At 58.7% G+C, this 22,883-nt stretch carries 24 protein-coding genes; 7 read left to right on the top strand and 17 right to left on the bottom strand.

The annotated features are described in order from the left end of the window. Window positions 1-200: 200 nt before the first annotated feature. The 3 genes from AA105894_RS14500 to pstS all read right to left on the bottom strand — a co-directional run bounded on the left by AA105894_RS14500 (window position 201) and on the right by pstS (window position 2,655). Window positions 201-1,025 carry a fructosamine kinase family protein gene (locus AA105894_RS14500; protein ID WP_267312378.1) on the bottom strand — a complete coding sequence of 275 codons (825 nt, stop codon included), beginning with the start codon at window positions 1,023-1,025 and terminating at the stop codon, window positions 201-203. Further along, on the bottom strand, window positions 1,025-1,492 hold the full coding sequence (locus AA105894_RS14495) for a low molecular weight protein-tyrosine-phosphatase (RefSeq protein ID WP_267312377.1): 468 nt from the start codon (window positions 1,490-1,492) through the stop codon (window positions 1,025-1,027). Before AA105894_RS14495 ends, AA105894_RS14500 begins: the two co-directional genes overlap by 1 nt. 170 nt (window positions 1,493-1,662) lie before the next feature. Continuing rightward, window positions 1,663-2,655, bottom strand: a complete 993-nt coding sequence (pstS, locus tag AA105894_RS14490) for a phosphate ABC transporter substrate-binding protein PstS (protein ID WP_267312376.1) — start codon at window positions 2,653-2,655, stop codon at window positions 1,663-1,665. A gap of 107 nt (window positions 2,656-2,762) precedes the next feature. Here pstS and AA105894_RS14485 point away from each other — a divergent pair, with 107 nt between their 5' ends. Next, window positions 2,763-3,134: a DUF4870 family protein gene (locus AA105894_RS14485; protein WP_267312375.1), complete on the top strand. Its 372-nt coding sequence runs from the start codon at window positions 2,763-2,765 to the stop codon at window positions 3,132-3,134. 34 nt (window positions 3,135-3,168) lie between these two features. Here the strand turns inward: AA105894_RS14485 and AA105894_RS14480 are convergent, their stop codons facing one another. Beyond that, entirely contained in the window at window positions 3,169-3,981 is an 813-nt protein-coding gene (locus AA105894_RS14480) for a sensor histidine kinase (RefSeq protein ID WP_267312374.1), read from the bottom strand. Window positions 3,982-4,050: 69 nt separating this feature from the next. On the opposite strand from AA105894_RS14480, the gene AA105894_RS14475 reads away from it, so the two are divergent. Beyond that, window positions 4,051-4,260 carry a hypothetical protein gene (locus AA105894_RS14475; RefSeq protein ID WP_267312373.1) on the top strand — a complete coding sequence of 70 codons (210 nt, stop codon included), beginning with the start codon at window positions 4,051-4,053 and terminating at the stop codon, window positions 4,258-4,260. Between the two features lie 66 nt (window positions 4,261-4,326). Here AA105894_RS14475 and phoB read toward each other — a convergent pair whose 3' ends face one another. From phoB to AA105894_RS14445, 6 genes are all read right to left on the bottom strand, one after another. Then, window positions 4,327-5,022 carry a phosphate regulon transcriptional regulator PhoB gene (gene phoB, locus AA105894_RS14470; RefSeq protein ID WP_188426105.1) on the bottom strand — a complete coding sequence of 232 codons (696 nt, stop codon included), beginning with the start codon at window positions 5,020-5,022 and terminating at the stop codon, window positions 4,327-4,329. After that, window positions 5,019-5,735 (bottom strand): phosphate signaling complex protein PhoU, encoded by a 717-nt coding sequence (gene phoU / locus AA105894_RS14465; protein WP_188426106.1) that lies wholly within the window; start codon window positions 5,733-5,735, stop codon window positions 5,019-5,021. Before phoU ends, phoB begins: the two co-directional genes overlap by 4 nt. A gap of 31 nt (window positions 5,736-5,766) precedes the next feature. Continuing rightward, window positions 5,767-6,573 carry a phosphate ABC transporter ATP-binding protein PstB gene (pstB, locus tag AA105894_RS14460; protein ID WP_267312372.1) on the bottom strand — a complete coding sequence of 269 codons (807 nt, stop codon included), beginning with the start codon at window positions 6,571-6,573 and terminating at the stop codon, window positions 5,767-5,769. 19 nt (window positions 6,574-6,592) lie between these two features. Continuing rightward, window positions 6,593-7,462: a phosphate ABC transporter permease PstA gene (pstA, locus tag AA105894_RS14455; RefSeq protein ID WP_373316786.1), complete on the bottom strand. Its 870-nt coding sequence runs from the start codon at window positions 7,460-7,462 to the stop codon at window positions 6,593-6,595. Next, window positions 7,459-8,433, bottom strand: a complete 975-nt coding sequence (gene pstC / locus AA105894_RS14450; RefSeq protein ID WP_188426109.1) for a phosphate ABC transporter permease subunit PstC — start codon at window positions 8,431-8,433, stop codon at window positions 7,459-7,461. Before pstC ends, pstA begins: the two co-directional genes overlap by 4 nt. 137 nt (window positions 8,434-8,570) lie before the next feature. After that, the gene (locus AA105894_RS14445; RefSeq protein ID WP_267312371.1) at window positions 8,571-9,479 is read right to left on the bottom strand and encodes a glycosyltransferase family 2 protein; all 909 of its coding nucleotides are present in this window, start codon (window positions 9,477-9,479) and stop codon (window positions 8,571-8,573) included. A 194-nt stretch (window positions 9,480-9,673) separates the two neighbouring features. On the opposite strand from AA105894_RS14445, the gene AA105894_RS14440 reads away from it, so the two are divergent. Next, window positions 9,674-12,178, top strand: a complete 2,505-nt coding sequence (locus tag AA105894_RS14440; RefSeq protein ID WP_267312370.1) for a glycosyltransferase family 2 protein — start codon at window positions 9,674-9,676, stop codon at window positions 12,176-12,178. A 26-nt stretch (window positions 12,179-12,204) separates the two neighbouring features. Here the strand turns inward: AA105894_RS14440 and AA105894_RS14435 are convergent, their stop codons facing one another. Further along, window positions 12,205-13,416 carry an MFS transporter gene (locus tag AA105894_RS14435; RefSeq protein ID WP_267312369.1) on the bottom strand — a complete coding sequence of 404 codons (1,212 nt, stop codon included), beginning with the start codon at window positions 13,414-13,416 and terminating at the stop codon, window positions 12,205-12,207. A gap of 52 nt (window positions 13,417-13,468) precedes the next feature. On the opposite strand from AA105894_RS14435, the gene AA105894_RS14430 reads away from it, so the two are divergent. From AA105894_RS14430 to AA105894_RS14420, 3 genes are all read left to right on the top strand, one after another. Beyond that, window positions 13,469-13,846 carry a nuclear transport factor 2 family protein gene (locus AA105894_RS14430; RefSeq protein ID WP_267312368.1) on the top strand — a complete coding sequence of 126 codons (378 nt, stop codon included), beginning with the start codon at window positions 13,469-13,471 and terminating at the stop codon, window positions 13,844-13,846. A gap of 82 nt (window positions 13,847-13,928) precedes the next feature. After that, window positions 13,929-14,465, top strand: a complete 537-nt coding sequence (gene dps / locus AA105894_RS14425) for a DNA starvation/stationary phase protection protein Dps (RefSeq protein ID WP_188426114.1) — start codon at window positions 13,929-13,931, stop codon at window positions 14,463-14,465. 291 nt (window positions 14,466-14,756) lie between these two features. Next, the gene (locus tag AA105894_RS14420; RefSeq protein WP_267312367.1) at window positions 14,757-16,181 is read left to right on the top strand and encodes a beta strand repeat-containing protein; all 1,425 of its coding nucleotides are present in this window, start codon (window positions 14,757-14,759) and stop codon (window positions 16,179-16,181) included. Window positions 16,182-16,225: 44 nt separating this feature from the next. On the opposite strand, the gene AA105894_RS14415 is transcribed toward AA105894_RS14420, so the two are convergent. From AA105894_RS14415 to ahpC, 4 genes are all read right to left on the bottom strand, one after another. Beyond that, window positions 16,226-17,209, bottom strand: a complete 984-nt coding sequence (locus AA105894_RS14415) for an aldo/keto reductase (protein ID WP_267312366.1) — start codon at window positions 17,207-17,209, stop codon at window positions 16,226-16,228. 66 nt (window positions 17,210-17,275) lie between these two features. After that, window positions 17,276-18,376, bottom strand: a complete 1,101-nt coding sequence (locus AA105894_RS14410) for a DNA topoisomerase IB (protein ID WP_267312365.1) — start codon at window positions 18,374-18,376, stop codon at window positions 17,276-17,278. Window positions 18,377-18,450: 74 nt separating this feature from the next. Further along, window positions 18,451-20,010: an alkyl hydroperoxide reductase subunit F gene (gene ahpF, locus AA105894_RS14405; protein ID WP_267312364.1), complete on the bottom strand. Its 1,560-nt coding sequence runs from the start codon at window positions 20,008-20,010 to the stop codon at window positions 18,451-18,453. 99 nt (window positions 20,011-20,109) lie between these two features. Beyond that, window positions 20,110-20,673, bottom strand: coding sequence for an alkyl hydroperoxide reductase subunit C (gene ahpC, locus AA105894_RS14400; protein ID WP_188426119.1), 564 nt, complete (start codon window positions 20,671-20,673; stop codon window positions 20,110-20,112). 145 nt (window positions 20,674-20,818) lie between these two features. On the opposite strand from ahpC, the gene AA105894_RS14395 reads away from it, so the two are divergent. After that, window positions 20,819-21,760, top strand: coding sequence for a hydrogen peroxide-inducible genes activator (locus AA105894_RS14395; RefSeq protein ID WP_188426287.1), 942 nt, complete (start codon window positions 20,819-20,821; stop codon window positions 21,758-21,760). A 79-nt stretch (window positions 21,761-21,839) separates the two neighbouring features. Here the strand turns inward: AA105894_RS14395 and AA105894_RS14390 are convergent, their stop codons facing one another. Both AA105894_RS14390 and AA105894_RS14385 read right to left on the bottom strand, forming a co-directional pair. After that, the gene (locus AA105894_RS14390; protein WP_229719743.1) at window positions 21,840-22,454 is read right to left on the bottom strand and encodes a transglycosylase SLT domain-containing protein; all 615 of its coding nucleotides are present in this window, start codon (window positions 22,452-22,454) and stop codon (window positions 21,840-21,842) included. A gap of 78 nt (window positions 22,455-22,532) precedes the next feature. Then, window positions 22,533-22,814, bottom strand: a complete 282-nt coding sequence (locus tag AA105894_RS14385; protein WP_267312363.1) for a hypothetical protein — start codon at window positions 22,812-22,814, stop codon at window positions 22,533-22,535. Window positions 22,815-22,883: the final 69 nt, after the last annotated feature.

The raw sequence follows: 22,883 nt of genomic DNA, 5'->3' as shown, positions 1-22,883 counted from the left end.
CCCCCATCTCAGCGTCGCTGCCGGAGAGAGCCCCCCCCAGCCACAACTCTTTCGTTTACGAGCGTCTGGCCTGATCTCCTGCCCGGCCTGTCGGGCAGAAGATCAGGCGTGCAGGTTATTCACTGTGCATAAGTTTCCCCTGCTACGCAGCGCCCCGTCTTGATCAGCCGTGAGCGTCGCAGACCCGCTGAAGCCTGGTTTCAGACCTCGAGCCGGTCGAGCAGGCTTTCGACCATGCCGAGATAGGTCTGGCCAAAAAGCCGGTAATGCACGAGGGCTGGCCACAGACGATAGACATCAATCGAACGATCATAACCGTCAGGCAACGGGCCGTAGCTGCGCCAGAAGCTTTCGGGCGGTGCGGAGAAAAGTGTCAGCATCGCGAAATCGGCACTGGCATCCCCGATAAGCGATGCCGGGTCTATCAGCACAGCTTTGGTCTCGGCGCGCTCGGTTCGGGTCAGAATGAAATTCCCGCCCCACAGATCGCCATGCAGCAGACTGGGACGTGGCGCCTCGGGAAGAAAACGCTCGAGCGTCCTGCCGATATGGCTGACTCTTGCGGCGGTCTCTCTGGGTAAAAAGGAGAGACAGGGGGCCAGCCGGTAGTCGCGCCAGAAATTACGCCAGTCGGAGGTCCAGGCATTAGCAATCGGCATGGACCCGAAAGCATAATCTTCCGACCAGCCATAACGGGGCGGTTGATTGGCAGCGTGGAGAGTCGAAAGGGTTTTTCCCAAAGCGGCCCATCCAGCCTCTGAAAGCCGTGCCGCCCTGATGAAAGACAGAACGAGCAGATCCCCCTGCGCTGCCAGTATCTCCGGCACCGGGGCACCGGTCGCCGCAATGGCACGCAGCATGGCCGCCTCTGCCGCTGCCTGACCGCCAAATTTGACGACCGCCTCACGACCCGATTCGAAACGCAGATGCCAGATTTCAGAGAGGTCGCCGCCGCCCATCGGCGCGGCGTCGAAACTGAATGACTCCCCGATCAGCAGGGCCGCGCTCTCAAGCCGTGTGGGCATCAGGAATCCAGCGTGAAACTGGCAAGACTGGCGCAACCAAGCGCGATTTCCTGCCACGCTGTCTCGAAGTCGATATCCTTGCCATAGAACGGGTCGGAAATTTCCTCTCCGCTACGTTCGGGAACATAATCGAGCAGGAGGCGGATGCGTTCGTGATCCGCCTTGGGCGCGAGGCGACGCAGGGCCCGCAAATGGCCGGAATCAAGGGCAATGATGTGGTCAAAGCGGGTAAAATCGTCCTCCTGAACCTGCCTGGCGACATAGTTTTCGATATCGAGACCATGACGCTTGGCAACGCGGCGGGCACGGATATCGGGCGCTTCGCCCACATGCCACACGCCGGTAGCAGCAGAGTCGATATCCAGAGTCAGACCGCGTTTGGCAGCTTCGGCGCGCATGGCAGCTTCAGCGAGCGGGGAACGGCAGATATTGCCTGTGCAGACAAAGAGAAAAGAAGGCAGAGGCATAGGGATATTCCCGCTTGATCACTATTCAGAGCCCATGGCGGGGATAACACCCCTGCCATTAAAGGATCGATACAGAATAGACCGCCCAGCGCCGTTGAGAATGGCGCGTCTTATCAAGACTTTGCTACTTCAGATATACGGAACTTTCCTCCTGATGGAAGATCATCCCATCAGCGCGGCCAGTTCCCGAGAATGTCGTCGCGCACAAAAGCCGGCAGGGTGATGTAGTCGAGCTTCCTGGCCTCATCCTCTCCATCGCGCAGACCGATTTCAAAAAACCGCCTGACCTCGGGGTGCGAGGCTCTGGGTACGATGGCATAGGTTGCGCTCATGATCGGCCAGGCATTTGCGCCGGGACCATCGAGCAGATCGATCACATGACCCTGTGCGTGCTGCCAGTCAGCCTGTGCCGCCGCAGCAGCGAAATTCGCAGGATTGGCCTCAACATAGGCCCCGTCATGGCTCTTCATGCGCGCCATCGGGATGTGGTTATGGCTCGCATAGGCATATTCGACATAACCGATCCCGCCAATCGTCTCGCGCACACTGGCAGCCACACCGTCATTGCCGCGCGCGCCAGCGCCCTCGGTCCAGGCGACGGAGGTACCGGCGCCGGTCTTGGCGCGCCATTCGGGCGAGACGTGAGAAAGATAGGATGTGAACACGAAGCTCGTCCCCGATGCGTCGGCACGATGAATGGGGGCCACATCGATATCCGGCAGGGTCAGATCGGGATTCAGCGCCTTGATGCGCGGATCATTCCACTCGCTGATGCGTCCATCGTAAATCGCAGCGAGCGTCGGACCATCGAGACGCAGGACGCCAGCAGGCAGATCGGGCAGGTTGACGATGACGACAATGGCACCGAGCGCCGTCGGGAACTGATAAAGCTTGTGATCGGCCAGAAGCGCCTTCCCCGCAGGCTTGTCCGAGGCGCCGAAATCGACCGTTCCCGCCACGACCTGGTTGAGGCCCGCGCCAGAGCCGACACTCTGGTAATTGACACTGATACCGCCCTTGCCTCGTGCCAGCACGCCCCAGCTTTCGTAAAGCGGAGCAGCAAAGCTTGAACCGGCGCCCGTGACGCTCTGGGCATGCGCCACAGAGGGCGAAACGAGAGCTGCCAGAGCAAGCAAAGTCAAAATACGCGAAGACGAAATCATGTCACCGATCAGTTTTCTGTAACAACATCGGGCCTCTTCAGGGTAGCGTGAGCACAGAAGACCCGACTCTTTCATTACCACAGCACGGCAAAAGGATCGAAATCCCCATGCAACCCGGTTTTTCCCAGGCCTGGCCTGTCTCTCAACGCAGCGAACGGGCAAGGCGTTGGGCCTGGATCGTGCACATTCTGTTCATCGCGTCGTTTTTCTTCGGCATCACCAGTATTCCCGGTGTGATCGTGGCCTATCTCAAGCGTGGCGATGCAAAGGGCACGATCTATGAGAGCCACTTCACCTACGCAATCCGCACTTTCTGGCTGGGTCTGTGCGGCGCGGCCATCTCAGGCCTCCTCTGCCTCGTCTTCGTCGGCTATATCCTGTTCAGCCTGCTTTTCGTCTGGTGGCTTATTCGCGTTATCCGTCCGATCATTGCGCTCACCGACGAAGTGCCCATGCGTAACCCGCGCGGCTGGTTCTGAAGCTGTCTCTGCGCCTCCCCTGCGGGAGGTAAGGTCAGCTCGCCTTTGGCAGCCAGATACGGCAGGTCATGCCTTTGCCGGGGGCGCTTTCGATACGAAGGCGCCCGCCATGGCGATCAACGATATGTTTCACGATCGCCAGACCAAGCCCGGTCCCGCTCTGGGAAGCCGTGACGCGCCCTTCCACCCGGTAGAAGCGTTCGGTCAGTCGTGGCACGTGCTGCGTATCGACACCACGCCCGTTATCGGAGACCGAGATCTCGACCCCCCTGCCGTTATCGGCGACGATCCCGACACGGATCTCGATCTCCGGCCCCGCATATTTGAGCGCATTCTCGACCAGATTGAGCAGAACCTGCACGATCTGGTCTTCATCTGCGGGAAAGAACAGATCTTCATCCGTCGGCAGAAGGATCAGCTTTGCGTCTGAGGATCGTATCAGGATCTGGCTGTCTTCCAGCAGGCGATCCATGATGTCCTGCGCCGCCACGAGATCATTAGGGCGCATATGCTCGAGACGCTGCACGCGGGAGAGATAGAGCAGACGCTCGATCAGACGCTCCATACGGGCGGCCTGAGCCGCCATGACAGCCAGAAACTGCTGCTGCGCCGCCGGATCGTCAGAAGCAGGCCCCTGCAGGGTTTCGATGAACCCGATCAGCGAGGCGAGAGGTGTGCGCAGTTCGTGGCTGGCATACGCCACGAAATCGGCGCGCATCCGATCGACCACCTCGACTTCCGAACAATCCTCAAGCACGGCAAGAACGCCATCGACCCAGCCGATATCGCTTGCGAAACGCTCGGACCATTTGCGGAAGGTCACCTGCACGATGCGTCGCACAGGCACGTCCAGTTCGACACGCGTGACGACACCGGTCTCAGGCGTCAGGGTCGCGAGTACCGATTGTACCGCCGGATGACGGATTACCGCGCCCAGCGCATCGCCAAAGGTGGAATGTGCGACACGATTGGCATGATAGATGCGCCCGCCCTGATCGAGCAGTACGGCCGGAATTGGCAGCAGATCGCAGAAAACCGGCGCCCCTGGCGCCTCACCTTGAACGGGTTTGGGCGTCAGGGCGGTGGGGGGAACCAGAACCAGCCGGCGCTGCCAGGCGCGCCATGAAAAACCCCACCCCAGAAGCGAAAGCGCAAGAAGCGCGATAAGAGCAAAGGTCAGGGCCGGGCTCCCTCAGGCCTGATCGTCGAGGGCGTAACCGGCAGAGCGCACGGTACGCACATAATCCATCTCGTCATCCAGATTGAGCGCGCGGCGCAGGCGCCGGATATGCACATCGATCGTTCGCAATTCGACATGCACATTCGAGCCCCAGACCTTCTGAAGCAGATCCTCGCGCGAAAAGACGCGCCTCGGGTGGCGCATCAGGAATTCGAGGAGACGGAACTCGGTCGGGCCCAGCGTGAGGGCGCGCCCGTTGCGCTCGGCACGATGTGTCTGCAGATCGAGTTGCAGATCGGCAAAATTCAGCACGTTCTGCTTGACCGGCTGGGTGCGACGCAGCAGCGCGCGCAGACGGGCATCGAGAGCCTCGATGCTGCATGGCTTGGCGATATAGTCATCCGCCCCGCTGTCGAGGCCGCGAATGCTGTCCTGCTCGTCGGCGCGGGCCGTCAGCATCAATACCGGCAGGTCGTGAAGCGACGACGTGCCTCTGATGCGTCGGCAGAGATCAAGACCCGACATACCCGGCAGCATCCAGTCGAGCACAATCGCATCGGGACGCGCGCGCGAAATATGCTCCCAGGCCTGTTCGGCCTCGGGGAAGGCCGAGACGTCATAGCCAAGCTTGTCGAGATTATAGCGTATCATCAGCTGAAGAGACGGATCATCTTCAACGACAACAATCTTTACGAGGGCGCCGCTCATCGTGAAACCAGATCATCCCCGGCTGCAATACCGCCACGCGGGCGCACTGCAGGCAGATTCTCACCCGTCACAGCATAATAGACGCGCTCGGCGATATTTGTCGTGTGGTCACCGATACGCTCGAAGTTCTTCGCGATGAAGAGCAGATGCGTGCAAGGGCTGATATTGCGCGGGTCTTCCATCATATAGGTGACAAGCTCGCGGAACATCGCCGTGTAGTATTCGTCCACCTCGCGGTCAGCCTGCCAGACTTCCGTCGCACGGTCGGAATCCTGCTGGGTGACGGCGTCGATAACGCGACGCAGATTTTCCTGCACGAGGCGCCCCATGCTGCGCAGGCCCGAAAGCGAGATCTGACGGTCGACCAGGTCAAAACGCTGGCTACGACGCGCGATGGAGGCCGCGTAATCGCCGATGCGTTCGAGATCTCCCGTGATCTTGAGCGCAGCCACGATCTCGCGCAGATCGCCAGCCATCGGGCTACGCAGGGCGAGCAGACGAATGGCCAGCGCCTCGACATCGCGCTCGAGCATATCGACCTGCGGGTCCTGCGCAGGGGCCGCCTGGGCCGCGTCTTCATCATGCTCGGTCACGGCGGCGACGGCCTGCGCCACCTGGCTTTCGACGATGCCCCCCATACGCGCCATCATGGCGCGCATGCGGTCTAGTTCCTGCTCGTAGCTCTTGACGGTGTGAAGGCTGTCCGCTGGCATAATTGCTTGTCCCTACCCGCTTGGGGAAAACTTAACCGAAACGCCCGGTAATATAATCTTGTGTCTGCTTCTGACGCGGATTGGTGAACATCCGGTCAGCGCTATCCATTTCAATCAGCGAGCCAAGATAGAAAAAGGCAACCTGATCGGCGCAGCGTGCCGCCTGCTGCATGTTATGCGTCACAATGGCGATTGTGAAATCCTGTTTGAGCTCGTCGAGCAGTTCCTCGATACGCGCTGTCGAGATGGGGTCCAGCGCCGAGGTCGGCTCATCGAGAAGCAGAACCTCGGGCTTTGTCGCAATACTGCGCGCAATGCACAGGCGCTGCTGCTGACCGCCCGACATGCCGCCCGCCGGCTCTTTCAGACGGTCGCGCACTTCCTTCCACAGGGCCACGCGCGTCAGCACGTCCTCAACGCGGGCGTCCATCTCGGAACGCGAAAGCTTTTCATGCAGGCGCACCCCGAAGGCGATGTTGTCGTAGATCGACATCGGGAAGGGCGTCGGCTTCTGGAAAACCATGCCGATACGCGACCGCAGCATGTTGAGATCGAGGCCCGGATCGAGAATATCCGCGCCATCGAAAAGCACCGTTCCCGTGGCTTTCTGACCCGGATAGAGATCGTACATACGGTTGAAAATGCGTAGAAGCGTGGATTTGCCACAGCCCGATGGGCCGATCATGGCGGTCACGTTCTGCTTGCGAAAATCCATGGTGATGGATTTGAGAGCCTGTTTCTCACCGTAATAGAAATCCAGCTCACGTACGGCGAGGGCAGCCTCAGGCGAGGCGGGATTCTGCGACGAGAGGGGAAGATCCTGCAGGGCTTCGCTCATGAGCGTAACGTCCTCTTGCTTATGACTGTTTGCTGCGGAAGCCGAACCGCACGATGATATTGATGCTCAGAACGCCAAGTGTGACCAGCAAGGCGCCGGTCCAGGCAAGGCGAACCCAGTCGTCATAGGACGCACCAGCATATTGATAGATGGCAATCGGAAGGCTCGCCATGGGTTTGTTGAGGCTGAAAGACCAGTTCTGATTGCCCAGCGAGGTAAACAGGAGCGGCGCCGTCTCGCCGCTGACACGTGCCAGCGCCAGCAGGATGCCCGTCAGCACACCCGGCAGGGCCGAGCGCAGGCAAAGGAACAGCACCACGCGCCAATGCGCGGCCCCAAGCGCCGAGCCAGCCTCGCGCATGGCCACCGGCACAAGGCGCAGCATGTCTTCGGTCGTGCGCACGATGATGGGCACAGCCAGAATGGCAAGCGCCACCGATCCGGCAATGCCGGAGAAATGGCCGAAGGGCGCCACGAGAACGAGATAGACGAACAGACCGATCAGGATGGACGGCGCCGAAAGAAGCACGTCGGACACAAATCGAACCGCTGTCGCAAATTTCGAGCCACTGCCGAATTCGGAAAGATAGATGCCGCAGCCAAGGCCGATCGGCGTTGCCAGAATGAGCGCCACCGCCGTCTGTATGAAGCTGCCGAGAATAGCATTGGCCAGACCGCCGTTGCTGCCCGGCGGCCCCATCGGATGGATCAGCGCTGCGATGGAAAGACCGGCAAGGCCGTTCCAGAGCAATGTCCAGAGGATGGATGCCAGGGCAAGCACGAGAATGCCCGTCGCGGCGAAGCTCATGCCAGTTGCAAGGCGGTCCATCACGAGGCGCTGTGTGGCGCGCGGGTCCTTGCGCCAGCCCTCTCCCATGGTCTTGCTCATGCCTTTTTCTCCCGCAGCAGCCAGCGCGCAATCGCAAGGGTCGTGAAGGAAAGCAGCATCAGAATGAAGCCGAGTGCGAGCAGCGAGGAGAGTTTGAGACTGCCTGCGGCACTTTCGGGAAATTCTAGCGCAACCAGCGAAGCCACCGTGTTGCGCGGGGCAAAGAGCGACCAGCCGATCGTATTGGCGTTGCCGATCACGAAGGTGACGGCCATCGTCTCGCCAAGGGCGCGGCCCATACCCAGCACCACACCACCGATCATGCCAGCGCGTGACCAGGGAACGATGACCCGTCGCATGACTTCCCAGCGCGTGGCACCCAGCCCATAGGCGCTCTCCTTGAGCATGGGGGGCATGACAGCAAACACGTCACGCATGACGGCCGTGACGAAAGGCGTGATCATGACCGCCAGAACGATGCCGCCCGTCAGCAGGCCATAGCCAAACGGTGCGCCATGCACGAGCCAGCGGATACCGGGCACATGGCCAAAATGGTGACGAAAGAAGGGCTGCACATGCTGCGCCATGAAAGGCACGACGATAAAGAAGCCCCACATGCCGAAAATGATCGACGGTACAGCGGCAAGAAGCTGCACGGCTGTGCCGACAACACCAGCCACCATCGGGGGCGCAATATTGGTCAGCCAGAAGGCCGCTCCGAAGGCCAGAGGCACACCGATCAGAACCGCGATCAGCGTGGAGCCGATCGTGCCGAAAACCGGAGCCAGTGCCCCGTATTCGTTGGTAACCGGGTTCCAGACATTGCGAATGACAAAGGATGGACCGAAGGTGCTGAACGCCTTGCTGCCACCGAATGCCATCGTGAGAACGAGCCCGCCGAGCGACACCAGAACAAGCAGGGCGCAGGCAGCGACAAGCAGCCGAAAGAGGCGATCGCCCTTCCAGAACGGGATTTTCCGGGCTTCCTGTATCGGTGCAGGCTGGGTCCGCGGAGCGGCGGCGCTAGTCATTCGGTCGGTACGTCCTGGCTCAGACAAGAAGTAAACAGGTCAACAAGGCACCATGTGCCAGTCTGTCGTGTAGCTTCCCCGTCACGCTGAGACAACAAGCCTCGCCAATCGGGCGCCATGAATATTTCATGACATGCTCAAAACTGCCGCCCTTCTGCCCAGCCGTGAAGGAGGAAATGCATCAATGGGCCAAGAGCCCAGCCTTTCACATCCTCATGCCGCGCCTCATAGGCGCTGCTGGACCAGGGCTGAACCATCCGACTGTCGCGCATCAGAACCGGCGCATTAGCGAGATGCACAGGCAAGGCTGACGCAGATTTCGCCCATGGCAGGTAAAGATGGAGCATACCATTATAGCGTGACAGGTAATGCGCCTCGTCCTCAAGCAGTATATCGACGAGATGACGCCCCGGGAGATTGGGGGTGGCCGCATAGCGCGTCAGCATGGTGCGATCGCCAGGATCGAGCAGGGAATTGGATAGTTTCACCCGGGTCCGGCGCTGCATTTCCTCATAATCGTGGTTATGCCAGTGCAGATAGGAAAAGCGTGTCATCGCGTAGCCGGATGCCAGGCGCGAAGATGGATTATGCTGCCCGTTATCCATCACCCCGATGCTGCGGGCGGAAAGGAAGCCCTTGAAAAACTCGATATCAAGAGCGAACCAGCCGGGACTTGAAGGAATATTGAAAAGGGAGCTTCCGATACGGAGCGTCCGTCTTTCACCGATATGCGCACTGAATTCGCGCATTATGCTCTCCCTGCTCGTCGATATTCCGGAATTTCCGAAGACGACGAGGAACTCATCGCAGTCGACAGGCAAGGCGAAGTCGTAATGATCGCCTTCATCCCAGAGCCGGATCTGCTCCGCCAGATGAAGACCCTTGCCATGAAAATCGGCCGGATCGTCTCGATCGTACCTGACGGTCGCACCACATCGCGCGGCGTGGTCAAGCAGATGGAGCGTGAAGGGATCGCGTGAACCGTTGTCGAAGATCGTCAGATTCTCAAACCCAAAGATCTGACCGTAATAGGAAAGCCATGCCATGAGCATGATTCCTTCATCACGCTGCATCATCACGACACGTATTCTGGGCTCACCTGCTCTGGGCTCGGGTCTCATGAAACAGCCCTATCGGGTCGAAATCGGGGCATTTATCTAGCCATAAGGATGGAACTGCGGCATCTCTGGAAGCAACGACGCAAAACAGCTATCGATCCGATCGGCACGAAAGACAGAATATGCATGCTGCCCCAGCCAACAGTCCGTTCATCGGTTATTGCGATGGTGTCCATAAGGACACCCTGATCGGATGGGCCGTCAACAGGCTGGATCCGACAACCCCCACACGCCTGCATATTCTGATCGACGGGCAGGAAATTGCCCAGATCCTGGCAGATCAATCGCGCAGCGATGTGCAGACGGCGCTGAAGGCGCCGCATGACAGACTGGGATTCACCTTCTCCATTCCACCAAAATTCATGGATGGGAAAGAACATAATATTTCCATACGCCTTCCAGATCGGACAATTTTACCAATTACAGACCAGGCTGTACCAGAAGGCAAAACATTATTTCATGTTTTTACTATAGAATCACGACCTGAATACACGAGCTGCGTCGATGGCATCAAACAGGGCGCGCTCAAAGGCTGGATCCTGCAGAAAATGCCGGGGGAAGACGAGTGGCGTGGGGATTGCGTGGTATCGGTCTCGGCCAATGGCGTTCTGGTGGCACAGGTCAGAGCCGACCGTTACCGCGGAGACGTAGCCGCTGCCGTTGGGTGCGCGCCTAATTGTGGATTCGACATCCCGATTCCGCAACGTTTTCGCGGGTCTTCCCCACGCAGCTTTTCGGTCAAGGTACTTCCCGAGGGCGATGAACTCATGGGAAGCCCCTTCACCAGTTCCATCGCTGACGATGCGCTCGAAGCCCGCCTGCTCGATATTGCCGACACTATCGACAAGCTTCATCGCGAACTGACCAAACTTCGCACGGAAATACGCAGCGCCATTCCGCAGGCGGGCTATAATCTGGGCAATTATGACCGCTGGGCATCACTTTACTACACTGCGCTACGCGAACGCACTGCAATGCTGCGCATCAAGGCGCCGATTACAGAAGAGCCTTTGATCAGCATTCTCTGCCCGACTTACAAACCCCTCCGGGCCGATTATGTGACGGCCATCAACTCGGTTATCAGCCAGACCTGGCGCAACTGGGAACTGATCCTGATCGATGACGGCATGGTCTGCCCGCAGACCACCGCACTGATGGAGGATTTTGCGGCAAAGGACAGCCGCATCCGCATTCTGCCCCTCAGCAAGAACCTTGGCATCTCAGGCGCGACCAACGAAGGTATGAAAGCCGTAACAGGGCAGTATACGGTCTTCTTCGACCATGACGATATGCTGGTCGATGTCGCCCTCGAAACCATGATGCGCAAAGTGCAGGAAACCGGCGCGCGTCTGCTCTATTCAGATGAAGACAAGGTCGATCAGGCCAATAACTGGCAATCGCCCAATTTCAAGCCGGATTTCAATTACCGCTATCTGCTGGGCTGCAACTACATCTGTCATCTGACCATGATCGAAACCGCTACCATGCGCGACGTCGGGCTTCTGCGTGCAGAGTATGACGGGGCGCAGGATCACGATTTCATTCTGCGCGCCTGCGAGATCCTGCCTCATGACGAAATCGCCCATGTGCCAGAGCTGCTTTATCACTGGCGCATGACCCCCAACTCGACGGCGGTGACGGTCGGCAACAAGAATTACGCCATCTCGGCCGGGGTCAAGGCGGTGTCCGACCACCTTGCGCGCCGGGGATACGAGGCCGCGGTTTCCTCCATCAACGGGCTGACGCTCTATCGCGTTGACTGGCGCCTGACAGATACGCCCTCTGTTTCGATCATCATCCCCTTCAAGGACCAGATCGACTTCACCCGGCGTTGTGTCGAGGCATTGCTGAACCACACGGATTACAGCAATTTCGAAATCGTTCTTGTCGATAACTGGTCGGTCACAGCCCAGGCACGCGACTTCATGCGGGAATATGGCGCAAAGGAAAAAATACGCTTCCTGACAATCGAGGAGGCTTTCAATTATTCACGCCTGAACAATATTGCCGCCCAGACCTGCACGTCGGACTATCTCCTGTTCCTGAATAACGATGTTTTTGTCGAGCAGGCTAACTGGCTGCGTCTGATGATGAATGAGGCACTGGCGGGCGATCGCGTCGGCGCTGTTGGCGCGCGCCTTCTCTACCCCAACCAGACAATCCAGCATGCCGGTGTCGTCGTGGGGCCGGCAGGTGTCGGTGCCCACGCCCATCGCGGCTGCGGCCCCGAGGATTACGGCTATATCGGGCGCATTCTGCTAAGCCATGAGGTGACCGCCGTTACGGCGGCCTGCATGCTCGTGCGTCGTGACGTCTTTGACGAAGTCGGATGCTTTGACGAGGAGCACCTCAAGATCGCCTATAACGATGTCGATCTCTGCCTCAGAATTCGTTCGGCAGGGCATCGCATCATCTATTGCGCCGAAGCCGTTGCCGCCCATCACGAAAGCCTCACCCGTGGCTCCGACGACGTGCCGGAGCACGAGGCCCGCTTCTTCGAAGAGGGACAGGTGATGCAGCGGCGCTGGGCAGGACAGGCGCTCTATGAGCGCGACCCCGCTTATCCGCGCTTCTTCACAGTCGACCTGCAGCCCTTTTTCGATTTGGTCGATCCGCGCAGCACATAAAAAAGGGGGCCGAGGCCCCCTTCCCCTTATTCGCGGGATGACTCAACTTTCTTGTTCTTGAACTCGTCGGCGATGCTCAGGAGATAGATGGCAAAACCGCCTAGGGAGAGCGCCAGTCCAACCCAGCCGACAGACGTCCAGCCGAGCCCGGCGGAGATGGCGAGACCGCCGAGCCAGGGCCCCACTGCATTGGCGATGTTGAAGGCGCTCTGGTTAAGGGCTGCCGCCAGGCCTTCGGCACCGACCGCAACTGTCAGCAGACGCGCCTGCACCACCGTTGCCAGACCACCGCTTGCACCGATCATGAACACGTTGATAGCCAGCGGTATGAATTTATGCGCTGCCTCGGGAAAGCCAGCCATGGCTGCTGCCCCCATCAGAAGCACACCGGCAAGGGTGGGCATCATCTTGTGGTCGGCCAGCCAGGCGCAAACCAGTGTCCCGATCGTCATGCCCACACCGAACACGGCGAGCATGATCGGCACATAGGATTCAGGCACCTGGGTCACATGGATCATGATCGAGGCAAGATAGGTATAGACGCAGAACACACTACCGAACCCGACCGCTCCGATGGCGAGGGTAAGCCAGACCTGCTTGATCTTGAGTGCCGTAAATTCATTGAGAATGCTGGCATCCTTGCGCGGTGCATCCTTGGGGGCGAACAGGATGATGAGAAGCGCCGTGCAGAGTGCGAGAGCTGCGATAAGGCCAAAGGCCCAACGCCAGCCCACAATCTGCCCGATCCCGTTTGCCAGTGGCACACCACCGATCGTGGCAATCGTCAGGCCGAGAATAACCCGCCCCACCGCCTGCGAGCGCTTGTTCGGCGGCACGAGGGAGGAAGCCAGAATGCTCGCGATGCCGAAATAGGCACCATGCGGCAGACCGCTGATAAAGCGGCAGACAAGAAAAAGCAGATAATTGGGGGCAACCGCGCTCAGCCCGTTGCCGAGCGTATAGAGCAGCATCATGCTGATCAGCATGGTGCGACGGCTGATTCCGGCGCTGAAAAGCGCGATGGCCGGCGCACCGATACACACGCCAGCGGCATAGAGCACGATGGCATGACCCGCCTCGGGATCACTCACACCAAAGGTATGGGCGATCATGGGCACGAGACTCATCGCAGCAAATTCTGCCGTGCCGATTGCAAAGGCACCAAGCCCAAGACTAAAAAATATGACGCGTATGTCACGCATCGACCGAGCCAGATCGCCGGATCTCAAGCCGCTCATGCCACCCTCAGCAATTCTTTCCAAAATTGTAATCTTGAATCAGGGCGCGCCCATGGACCTTACCGCCAACCCCGAGACAGTTTCAGCCCTTACCCTAGCTTCGGATCAATACGAAGAGGCTTTGGCACAGAATGATGTTGCAACACTCGACGCATTATTCTGCGACGACCCGAACGTCATCCGGCTGGGGGCAACCGAAAATCTGTTCGGCTCTGCCGAGATCGCCGAATTCCGCCGCCAAAGGCGTGGCGGAGCCCCGCCGCGCGAGCGGCTGAGGCGTGAAATCGTCGCTCTGGGGCCAGAATCAGGCTGCGTGACAGTCATCTTCAAAAATCTGCGAACAGGCCAGACCGGGCGCCAGAGCCAGACATGGATTCGCCAGAATGGCGTCTGGCGCGTGCTGGTTGCGCATGTGTCTTTCCTTGTCTGAGCGCGCAACCGTCCCATATCTTTCACGTTCAATCATCATCGCTTTCTGCGACTGTCCGATAGAAAATCGTAAGGGTGAAACCATGACAACGAAACATGCGATGCACACGACACAGAATGCTCTCAAGTCGAATGCAAAGACCGTCTCGATCGAGACGCTGAATGCCCGCCTAGCCGATCTGATCGATCTGGCGCTGATCACCAAGCAGGCTCACTGGAACCTCAAGGGCCCGCAGTTCATCGGCGTTCATGAAATGCTCGATGGCTTCCGCGACAGCGTCGACAATCTGGTCGATGAAGTAGCTGAACGCGCTGTCCAGCTCGGTGGCACGGCTTATGGCACGACGCAGGACGTGACAAAGAGCTCTTCCTGCAAGCCCTATCCGACCGACATCTACAAGATTGCCGACCACATTTCGGCGCTGATTGATCGCTATGCAACGGTCGCGAACAACGTGCGCGCCTCGATCGACATTACCGATGAAGCCGGTGATGCCGACACGGCCGACCTGTTCACCGAAGCATCGCGCGCGCTCGACAAGCATCTGTGGTTCCTTGAGGCTCACACCCAGGAGCCGACCGGCCAGATGCGCGATGGCGACCACGACGGCGCCCGGTAATCTAAATTTTTCTTAAATATTTTGAATAATTTAGAAAAGTCCCTGCCTCCAACCGGTGGCAGGGACTTTTTTTGTCTCATTAGTCAGCAAAAGCATCTGCATAAGCGCGAAGACCCATTAATTATTTTCTAAATTAACCAGTATAATTATGTTTTGATGTTTTTTGACGATTTGAGGACGTTTATAAACGATAATCTTATAAAGATAACGTAACTAGTCGTTTCAACTACACTCGTTTAACGACAATACGCTCGTAGCGCCCCCGGGCTTCCTAAATGAGGGTGGAACATTATGAGCATTGTCACGATTGTCGGAAGCTCCGGCACCGCAATTCACGTAACTGTCGGCGGCGGCAAGGCACAGGACCTCGCAGAGGTCTATGCGCGGCAGATGGTCGACGCCTTGGCGCGCGACAAACTCACAACTGTCCTCCTCTCACCCGGTGTTTCCACCCCCCTCGACGCGGACGGGAGCCTCTATAGTGGCTTCGTCACAACCGGAGGCAGCTACGCTCCTACCGGCACCTATGATTTCATCGGGGTGGGGGCACTCAACGACGCTACGAATTCGACGGCCTCGCTCAATGAGCGTGTCACGGTCAACGGTTCGGGCATCAACGCCACGGGCGTCCTCTCGGTGCTCGGCGGCACTACTGCGGGCCTGACCTTTGAAGCTGGCGTGGGCGATGGCAGCTTTCTGGCGGTGACTGGCGACAACTATTTCAACGGCGGGACACAAAGCGCGAACTGGACTATCGTCACGGCCGGTGGCAACGACACCATTCTCGCCACGAACGGAACCAATTATATCGACGCAGGCACCGGTAACAATCTGATCCTGCTGCAACAGGGAACGAATAACGTCGTCTCTGAAGGGCGGGACACGATTACGGGGGGCACAGCAGGCAATGCCTCCATCACGATTCAAGGCGGCAACACGATCGTCTCGTTGGGCGGTACCGCTTTCATCAGCGACGATGCCACGACCGGCAGTCTCATCACGGTTGGCGATAACAGTACGGTACAATCGGGCCAAGGCTCTACCGTGGTCTTCTCTGGTGCCAACGGCACATTATCCGGCGCGCAGAATGACACTGTTTCGGCGTTGGGCAATCTGTCGGTAGTTCACGGCAGCAACCAGACGATCAGCGTCTCGGGTTCGCTGCAGTTCATCGCGGGCACGGGCAGCACCAATATCTCGGCCGCTCAGAGTACGCTCTGGGGTGCCAACGATCTCTCAGCGACCGTCTCCGCCGGAAACACGGCCCTGTGGACCGGCAACCAGCTTGGATCGAGCAGTAACCAGTTGATTGATGCCTCTTCTTCGAAGGGAACGCTGGAAGCATGGACGGGCGCTGGTGATCAGACCGTCATCGGGGGACAGGGAAGCGATCATTTCGTCTTCGGTACAGAATATGACGGAAACATCGACGCTACTCATGTAACCGTCTCAGGCGGCAGTGGGTCAGCCAACACTTTCGGCGTTCTTGCAGGTCACACAGCGGGCGATATCACGATTACCGATTTTGCCGCGGCCAGCGGGAACAAGTTTTTCATGTACAACTACAAGCCGGAAGACGCCGAAGCAGCCGTTAAGAACCTGCTCGCCACAGCCACAGTCCAAGGCGGCAATACCTCGATCATGCTGGATAACAACATGAAGGTCACGTTTATGGGTGTGACCGACCTCAACTCGTCGAATATCATCATCAGCTGAGACAGCTTTTGACCTTCCGCAATGCGGAAGGTGAGGTTCCTGCCTCAGCGATTGACGAGCGCCATATTGCCTTCGTTGTAGCGCGGCCCCGATACCTGATCGGCTGTCAGCGCCCTGTCCAGCTCGGCCATATCCTCGTCATTCAGATGGACGTCCAAAGCACCGAGATTTTCGTCGAGATAACGCGTACGCTTTGTGCCCGGTATCGGCACGATATCCGGCCCCTTGGCCAACAGCCAGGCTAGAGCGATCTGCGCAGGCGTGACCTGATGCCGTGCGGCTATGTCTCCGACACAGGCCGCAGCCTTCATATTGGCCTCGAAGCATGCCCCCATGAAACGGGGATCGGTATGGCGGAAATCCGTTGCAGGATAGGATTCAGCAGGTTGCGCTGTTCCCGTCAGAAAACCGCGCCCCAGCGGGCTGAACGGCACGAAACCGATACCAAGCTCGCGCAGAACGGGCAGGATGTCAGATTCCACATTGCGCTCCCACAGGGAGTATTCGCTCTGAACTGCCGTCACAGGATGCTCGGCATGAGCCTCCTTGATGGCGGCAGCTCCGGCTTCTGACAGACCGAAATGCAGCACCTTGCCTTCCTCGATCAGGCGCCCGACTGTGCCTGCCACCTCAGCCATGGGCACCTCAGGATCAACGCGATGCTGATAGAGCAGATCGATCCTGTCGGTTCGCAAACGCTGCAGCGATGCCTCGACAACCTCACGGATATGGGCGGGACGGCTATCGACCCCGTTCACCTTCCCATCGTTGATCCTGAAACCGAACTTGGTGGCGATTTTTATCCGACTGCGCCTTGAGGCCAGGGCACGACCCAGCAGCGCCTCGTTGGTGAACGGACCATAGACCTCGGCCGTATCGAACAAGGTAACACCACGCTCGATGGCACGGTCCAGCGTTGCAAGACTCTCCTGCTCATCTGCCGCGCCATAGGACTGGCTCATACCCATGCAGCCCAGCCCGAGCGCGGAAACCCTGAACCCTGACGATCCGAGAACCCGATAGTCCATCCCTCATACGCTCCCTGACTGTTTGATCTCGGGAATGAGAAAGCCTGTCCGGGTTCAGGGTTGCCTTCAGGCGTGGGTCACGTTGGCGGGTTTGCGCAAAAGCCGCGTGAGATAGCCCATCATCATGCTTTCATCCGCAGAGAGATCATGGGCACCGGCTTCGCTGTCCAGCAGGGTTTCTGCCTTGCGCGCGAAGGCTTCTCGCAGAGTGCCATCGAGATAGCCCGTCAGGATCTGGGGATGGATGTAGCATTTCCGGCAGACCGAGGGCGTGTTGCCAAGCTGCGCTGCGACATGCTCGATCGTCCGCAGGACGTTCTTCTTGGCCCGAGCCTTGGTGTCGCTCTGTGCGAGGCTGGACAGGGTAAGCGCAGCGAGATGGGTCGCGGCCCAGGTCCGGAAATCCTTCGCCGTTATATCCTCGCCCGTGATTTCCTGCAGATAGGCATTCACGTCATGCGAATGGATATCGTGGCGTTCGCCCTCATCATCGAGATATTGAAACAGCTTCTGGCCAGGCAGATCCTGCAATCGCGTCAGCACCCGCACGAGACGGGCATCCTTGATAGCGAAATGCGCCTCGATCCCGTGCTTGCCCTTGAAATCGAGCGCGACCTGCGCGACCTTCAGCTTGACGTGCCGGTGACGCAGCGTCGTGAGCCCGAAACTGCGATTGTCACGCGCGTAGCTTTCATTCCCGATGCGCGCCATGGTGCGTTCCATCAGACGCACGATAGCAGCCAGCACGCGCATACGATTGAGTTGGGGATGACGCAGATCTTCATCCACACGACGGCGGATTTCGGGAAGCTTTTCGCCAAAGACAAGCATCCGTGCAAACTTGTCTTCATCACGCACGAGGCGCCACCGGGGATGATAGCGATATTGCAGTCGGCCGCGCTTGTCCTTGCCGACAGCCTGAAGATGACCACGCGGATTGGCGCAGATCCACACCTTTTCATAAGCAGGCGGGATGGCGAGAGATTTCAGACGCTTGAGGGTTGGCTCATCGGTAATCCGCTCACCCTGCGTATCACGATAGAAGAAGCCGCGCCCCGCACGATGCCGGGTTATGCCGGGTTTTGTGCGGTCGACATAAATCAGGCGCGCCGCTCTGGCGTGATCGCGCGCTTCCTGCTCTGCACTCGAAGTCGTCTCGTCGCTCATGAACCGCTCTTCCCTCCGGGAGGGGGAGAGCGCAGGAGAGGGAAAATGGTTCCGGCCCTCTCCCGCAGGATCGATCAATTACCCGGCAGACGGATCAGGTAGTCGAAGGCCGAGAGAGCCGATTTGGCGCCATCGCCGACGGCGATGACGATCTGCTTGTAAGGCGTTGTTGTCGCATCGCCCGCAGCGAACACGCCTGGCACCGATGTCGCCCCGTGATCATCAACCCTGATCTCACCGAAATCATTCAGCGCCAGGATATTGCGCAGCCATTCGGTATTGGGCAGCAGACCGATCTGCACGAATACGCCTTCGAGGTCGATATGATGGTCCTTGCCGTCGCCACCACGATAGGTCAGGCCATTCACCTTGGTGCCATCACCCTCGATCTGTGTGGTCAGCGCTTCAGTCAGCACGGTCACATTGGACAGGCTCAGCAGCTTGTCCTGAAGCACCTTGTCGGCTTTCAGCTTCGAACTGCGCTGAAGCAGCGTGACATGGCCGACAATGCCAGCAAGATCGATCGCTGCCTCGACACCGCTATTGCCACCACCTGCAACGGCGACACGCTTGCCCTTGTAGAAGGGGCCATCGCAATGCGGGCAATAGGCCACGCCCTTGGTACGATACTGTTCCTCACCCGGCACACCGAGCTGGCGCCAATGAGCCCCTGTTGCCAGAATGACCGTCCGGCTGTGCAAAATGGCTCCACTCTCGAGCGCGACCCCATGGAGCCCACCGGGCTTGGCAGTCGGGAAGAGTTCCTTGGCGCGCTGACCGGAGATAATCTCGACGTCATAGCTGCGGACATGCGCCTCGAGTTGTGCCGAGAGCTTCGGCCCCTCAGTCTCTTTGATCGAGATGAAGTTCTCGATTCCGGCCGTGTCCATCACCTGACCGCCGAAGCGATCGGCCACCAGACCCGTACGGAGCCCCTTGCGCGCTGCGTAAACGGCTGCAGAGGCACCGGCAGGCCCGCTACCGATGATCAGTACATCGAACGCAGGCATATCCTTGAGACGCTCGGCAGCGCGACGCGGCGCATCATCATCGAGCTTGGCCAGAATCTGCTCGACATCCATACGGCCGGAACCGAACACCACGCTATTCAGATAGATCTGCGGCACGGTCATGATGTTCTTAGAAGCGACTTCTTCCTGGAAAAGAGCACCGTCGATGGTCGTTACCTGAATCGCCGGGTTGAGCACGCTCATGGCGTTGAGCGCCTGCACCACGTCAGGGCAGTTCTGGCAGGAAAGCGAGACGAAGATCTCGAAGCGGAAATCGCCTGCCAGCCCTTTGATCTGGGTTGCAATCTCGGGGGAGATCTTGGGTGGATGCCCCCCAGCCTGCAACAGGGCCAGAACGAAAGAGGTGAACTCATGCCCCATCGGAATGGCAGCGAAACTCACCCCGTGACGCAGATCTGCCCGGCGAATGACGAAGGAAGGACGTCGTTCGCTGACGCCGTCTTCCGAAAAGGACAGGTTTTCGGAAAGGGCAGCAACTTCCACCAGCAGGTCGCGCATTTCGCGTGCCTTGTCGCTGCTGTCGAGAGAGGCTTCCAACACGACCGGGTGGGCCAGATTGGCCAGATAGGTCGTGAGCTGTGACTTGATGGCGTCCTGCAACATCAGGCTTATCCTGCTCTTTTCCGAAAAACTGCATTATCGCGGCGCGCCATCGGGGCGCGCCGGAAATGACCCGGCAGAATACGCCGGGTCATGACGACCTCAGATCTTGCCGATCAGGTCGAGCGATGGGGAAAGGGTGGCTTCGCCTTCTTTCCACTTGGCCGGGCAGACTTCACCCGGATGCGACGCGACATACTGCGCTGCACGCACCTTTTCGATCAGTTCGGCTGCCGAGCGACCAACGCCACCGGAGGTGACTTCGATGTACTGGATCTTGCCTTCCGGATCGATCAGGAACGTGCCGCGATCGGCCATGCCTGCTTCTTCGATCATGACGTCGAAGTTGCGGCTGATGGTGCCGGTCGGGTCAGCAAGCATGACGTACTTGATCTTGCCGATAGCCGGCGACGTGTCGTGCCAAGCCTTATGCGTGAAATGCTTGTCGGTGGAAACCGAGTAGATCTCGACACCGAGCTGCTTGAAGGTCTCGTAGTTCTCTGCGAGGTCTTCAAGTTCGGTCGGGCAGACGAAGGTGAAGTCAGCCGGGTAGAAGAAGAAAACGGACCACTTTCCCTTGACGTCGGCGTCGGACACCTTGACGAACTTGCCTTCGTGATAAGCGTCGGTTTCGAAAGGCTTCACTGACGAATTGATGCGTGGCATGTCATATGCTCCTGGGTTGCACATCTCTATTGGGTGACGGGGAGACTGTCACACGCATACGAACGCTTCGGAAATCGTTTCTGTCAATGGCAGTTATCGGTAAAACCTTTTTCCTCTGACGCAAGGATTGGTCCTATCTATGGGTATGACCTATATTCCTCTTTCAGGCCTCTCCCTGCGCGATATCGAGTATGTGGTGGCGGTTGATGATCTGCGCAACTTCTCACGTGCGGCCGAACGCTGCGGTGTCAGTCAGGCTGGATTGTCAGAACAGGTACGCAAGCTCGAATTGCTGCTGGATGTCACCTTGTTCGAGCGGTCTCGCCGCCATGTGGCCCCGACTCCGGATGGAATCCGGCTGATCGCCATGGGCCGCGAGGTTCTTGCCTCGGCCCGCGCCATGATCGAAGCCGCCCGCGCACGCACCGGCCCGCTTGAAGGGCTGCTACGCATGGGGGTGATTGCCACGCTTGGCCCCTATTACGTGCCAAGTCTTCTGCCGCTTCTGCGCCGCGCCTATCCCGAATTGCGGCTGCAGCTGACAGAAAGCCTCACCCATCTCATGCTGGCCAAGCTGCGACAGAACGAGCTCGACCTCGTCTTTGCCGCCCTGCCCATATCGGGGGAGAGCTTCGAGACGGCACCGCTGTTCGAAGAACCCTTCATGGCAGTCTTTCCAAAAGCGCATCCTCTGGCTGCGCGTGAGACGCTGACGATGGAAGATCTGGCGAGCCACGATCACGAAAACGGGCTTCTGCTTCTCGAAGACGGCCATTGCCTGCGTGATCAGGCGCTGTCTGTCTGCGGCATGATGCCAATGCGCGACCAGCAACGCCTGGCCACGAGTCTCGAAATGCTCTGGCATATGATCGGCGCCGGTGAAGGCTACTCTCTCATTCCGCAGCTTGCGCTCAGAAACCGGGCGGAATGGGACGAACTGGTCGTTACCCGGCCCATGACACCCGCCAGCCGACAGATCGGTCTGGTCTGGCGCAGTTCCGACCCACGCGGACCGGCCTTTCGCGATTTCGCCGCGTTTCTGGCCAGCAAGATCCCTGAAGGGTGCCTGCCAGTCACGGCAGAATGACCCGTTGGGTCTGACCTGAAGGGAGGAACAGGCCCCTTCCCCTCAGGTCAGACCCGGAAGCCAAAGCGCCGCGACAGCGTCAGAACAGCCAGCTCCAGAAGCCCTTGTCCTTGAGATCACTCTCGCAGCTTGAATATTGCGCGGCATAGACATTGGCACGCGCACCTACCTTCCTTGCTGCCGTCATCAGCCAGCCCTTGCTGGCGTAGGAGCGCTTGCGATAGCCGCCCCACCCTTCGTGATAGGCAAGATACTGCCGCATCCCGTCGGTCACAGGCACCCGCGCCTGTTTCTTCGTGTTGGTGACATACCAGTTGATGAAATCGAGCGAGTCGGAGAAATTCTCACGACTGGCGCTGGTATCGGTCGCCTTCTGGTAATCCTGCCAGATATCCGTCTTGGCTTGGGGATAGCCATAGGCGGTGGTCACGTAGCCCCAGGGGATGAACCAGAGCAGATAAGTCCGCTTGGTGTGGAGATTACTGTGGAAGCCCGATTCCTGATACATGATGGCCATGGGTACCGAGAACGGGACATTCCATTTTTTCTCCTGCCGCAGGGCTGCGTGATACCAGCCGCGCTTTTCGTGAAAGACGGAGCAGATATCGTCCGGATGGGCCGGTGGCGCCGGGGTGCAGGCACAGAGAAGCAGGGATGCCAGAGAAGAAGATGAGACGATCCTGCTGACTGACACCTTATTCCTCACCCTTCCCTGCTCAAAGCCGATCCCTGCCGACCGGCTCTTGTGCAGGGTCAGGAACGATGCGGCGCCTCAGCCCTCGAGTTTGACATCTCCGGCCCACTGGTCGCGGGGCACGAGTGTCAGATCGGCTGCGCAGGTGCCGACCATATAGCGATCGGCATCCCAGGACCAGATTTCGGGTGCGTTCAGCGGCTCATCGCCACCATAGGTTGGCAGCGAAAACGACAACCCTACTGCGCCTGTCTTGATTGCCTCGAAGAGGCTGTCCAATGTCGGATACATCATGTGCCGTGTGCCTTTTGTTGCGATGAACCGGTTATTGTTTTCCGGCTTGCAGGCAAAACCTTCCATGCACAGGCGAGTTTCCCTCGAGCATCTGGAGACTCGCCTCACATTTTCGACAGTACCGAGAAGGATCTT

Source organism: Asaia spathodeae NBRC 105894 (assembly GCF_025994195.1).
GTDB lineage: Bacteria > Pseudomonadota > Alphaproteobacteria > Acetobacterales > Acetobacteraceae > Asaia > Asaia siamensis.
Note: the sequence above shows the minus strand (reverse complement) of the source record. Positions and strands in the feature narration are given on the sequence as shown.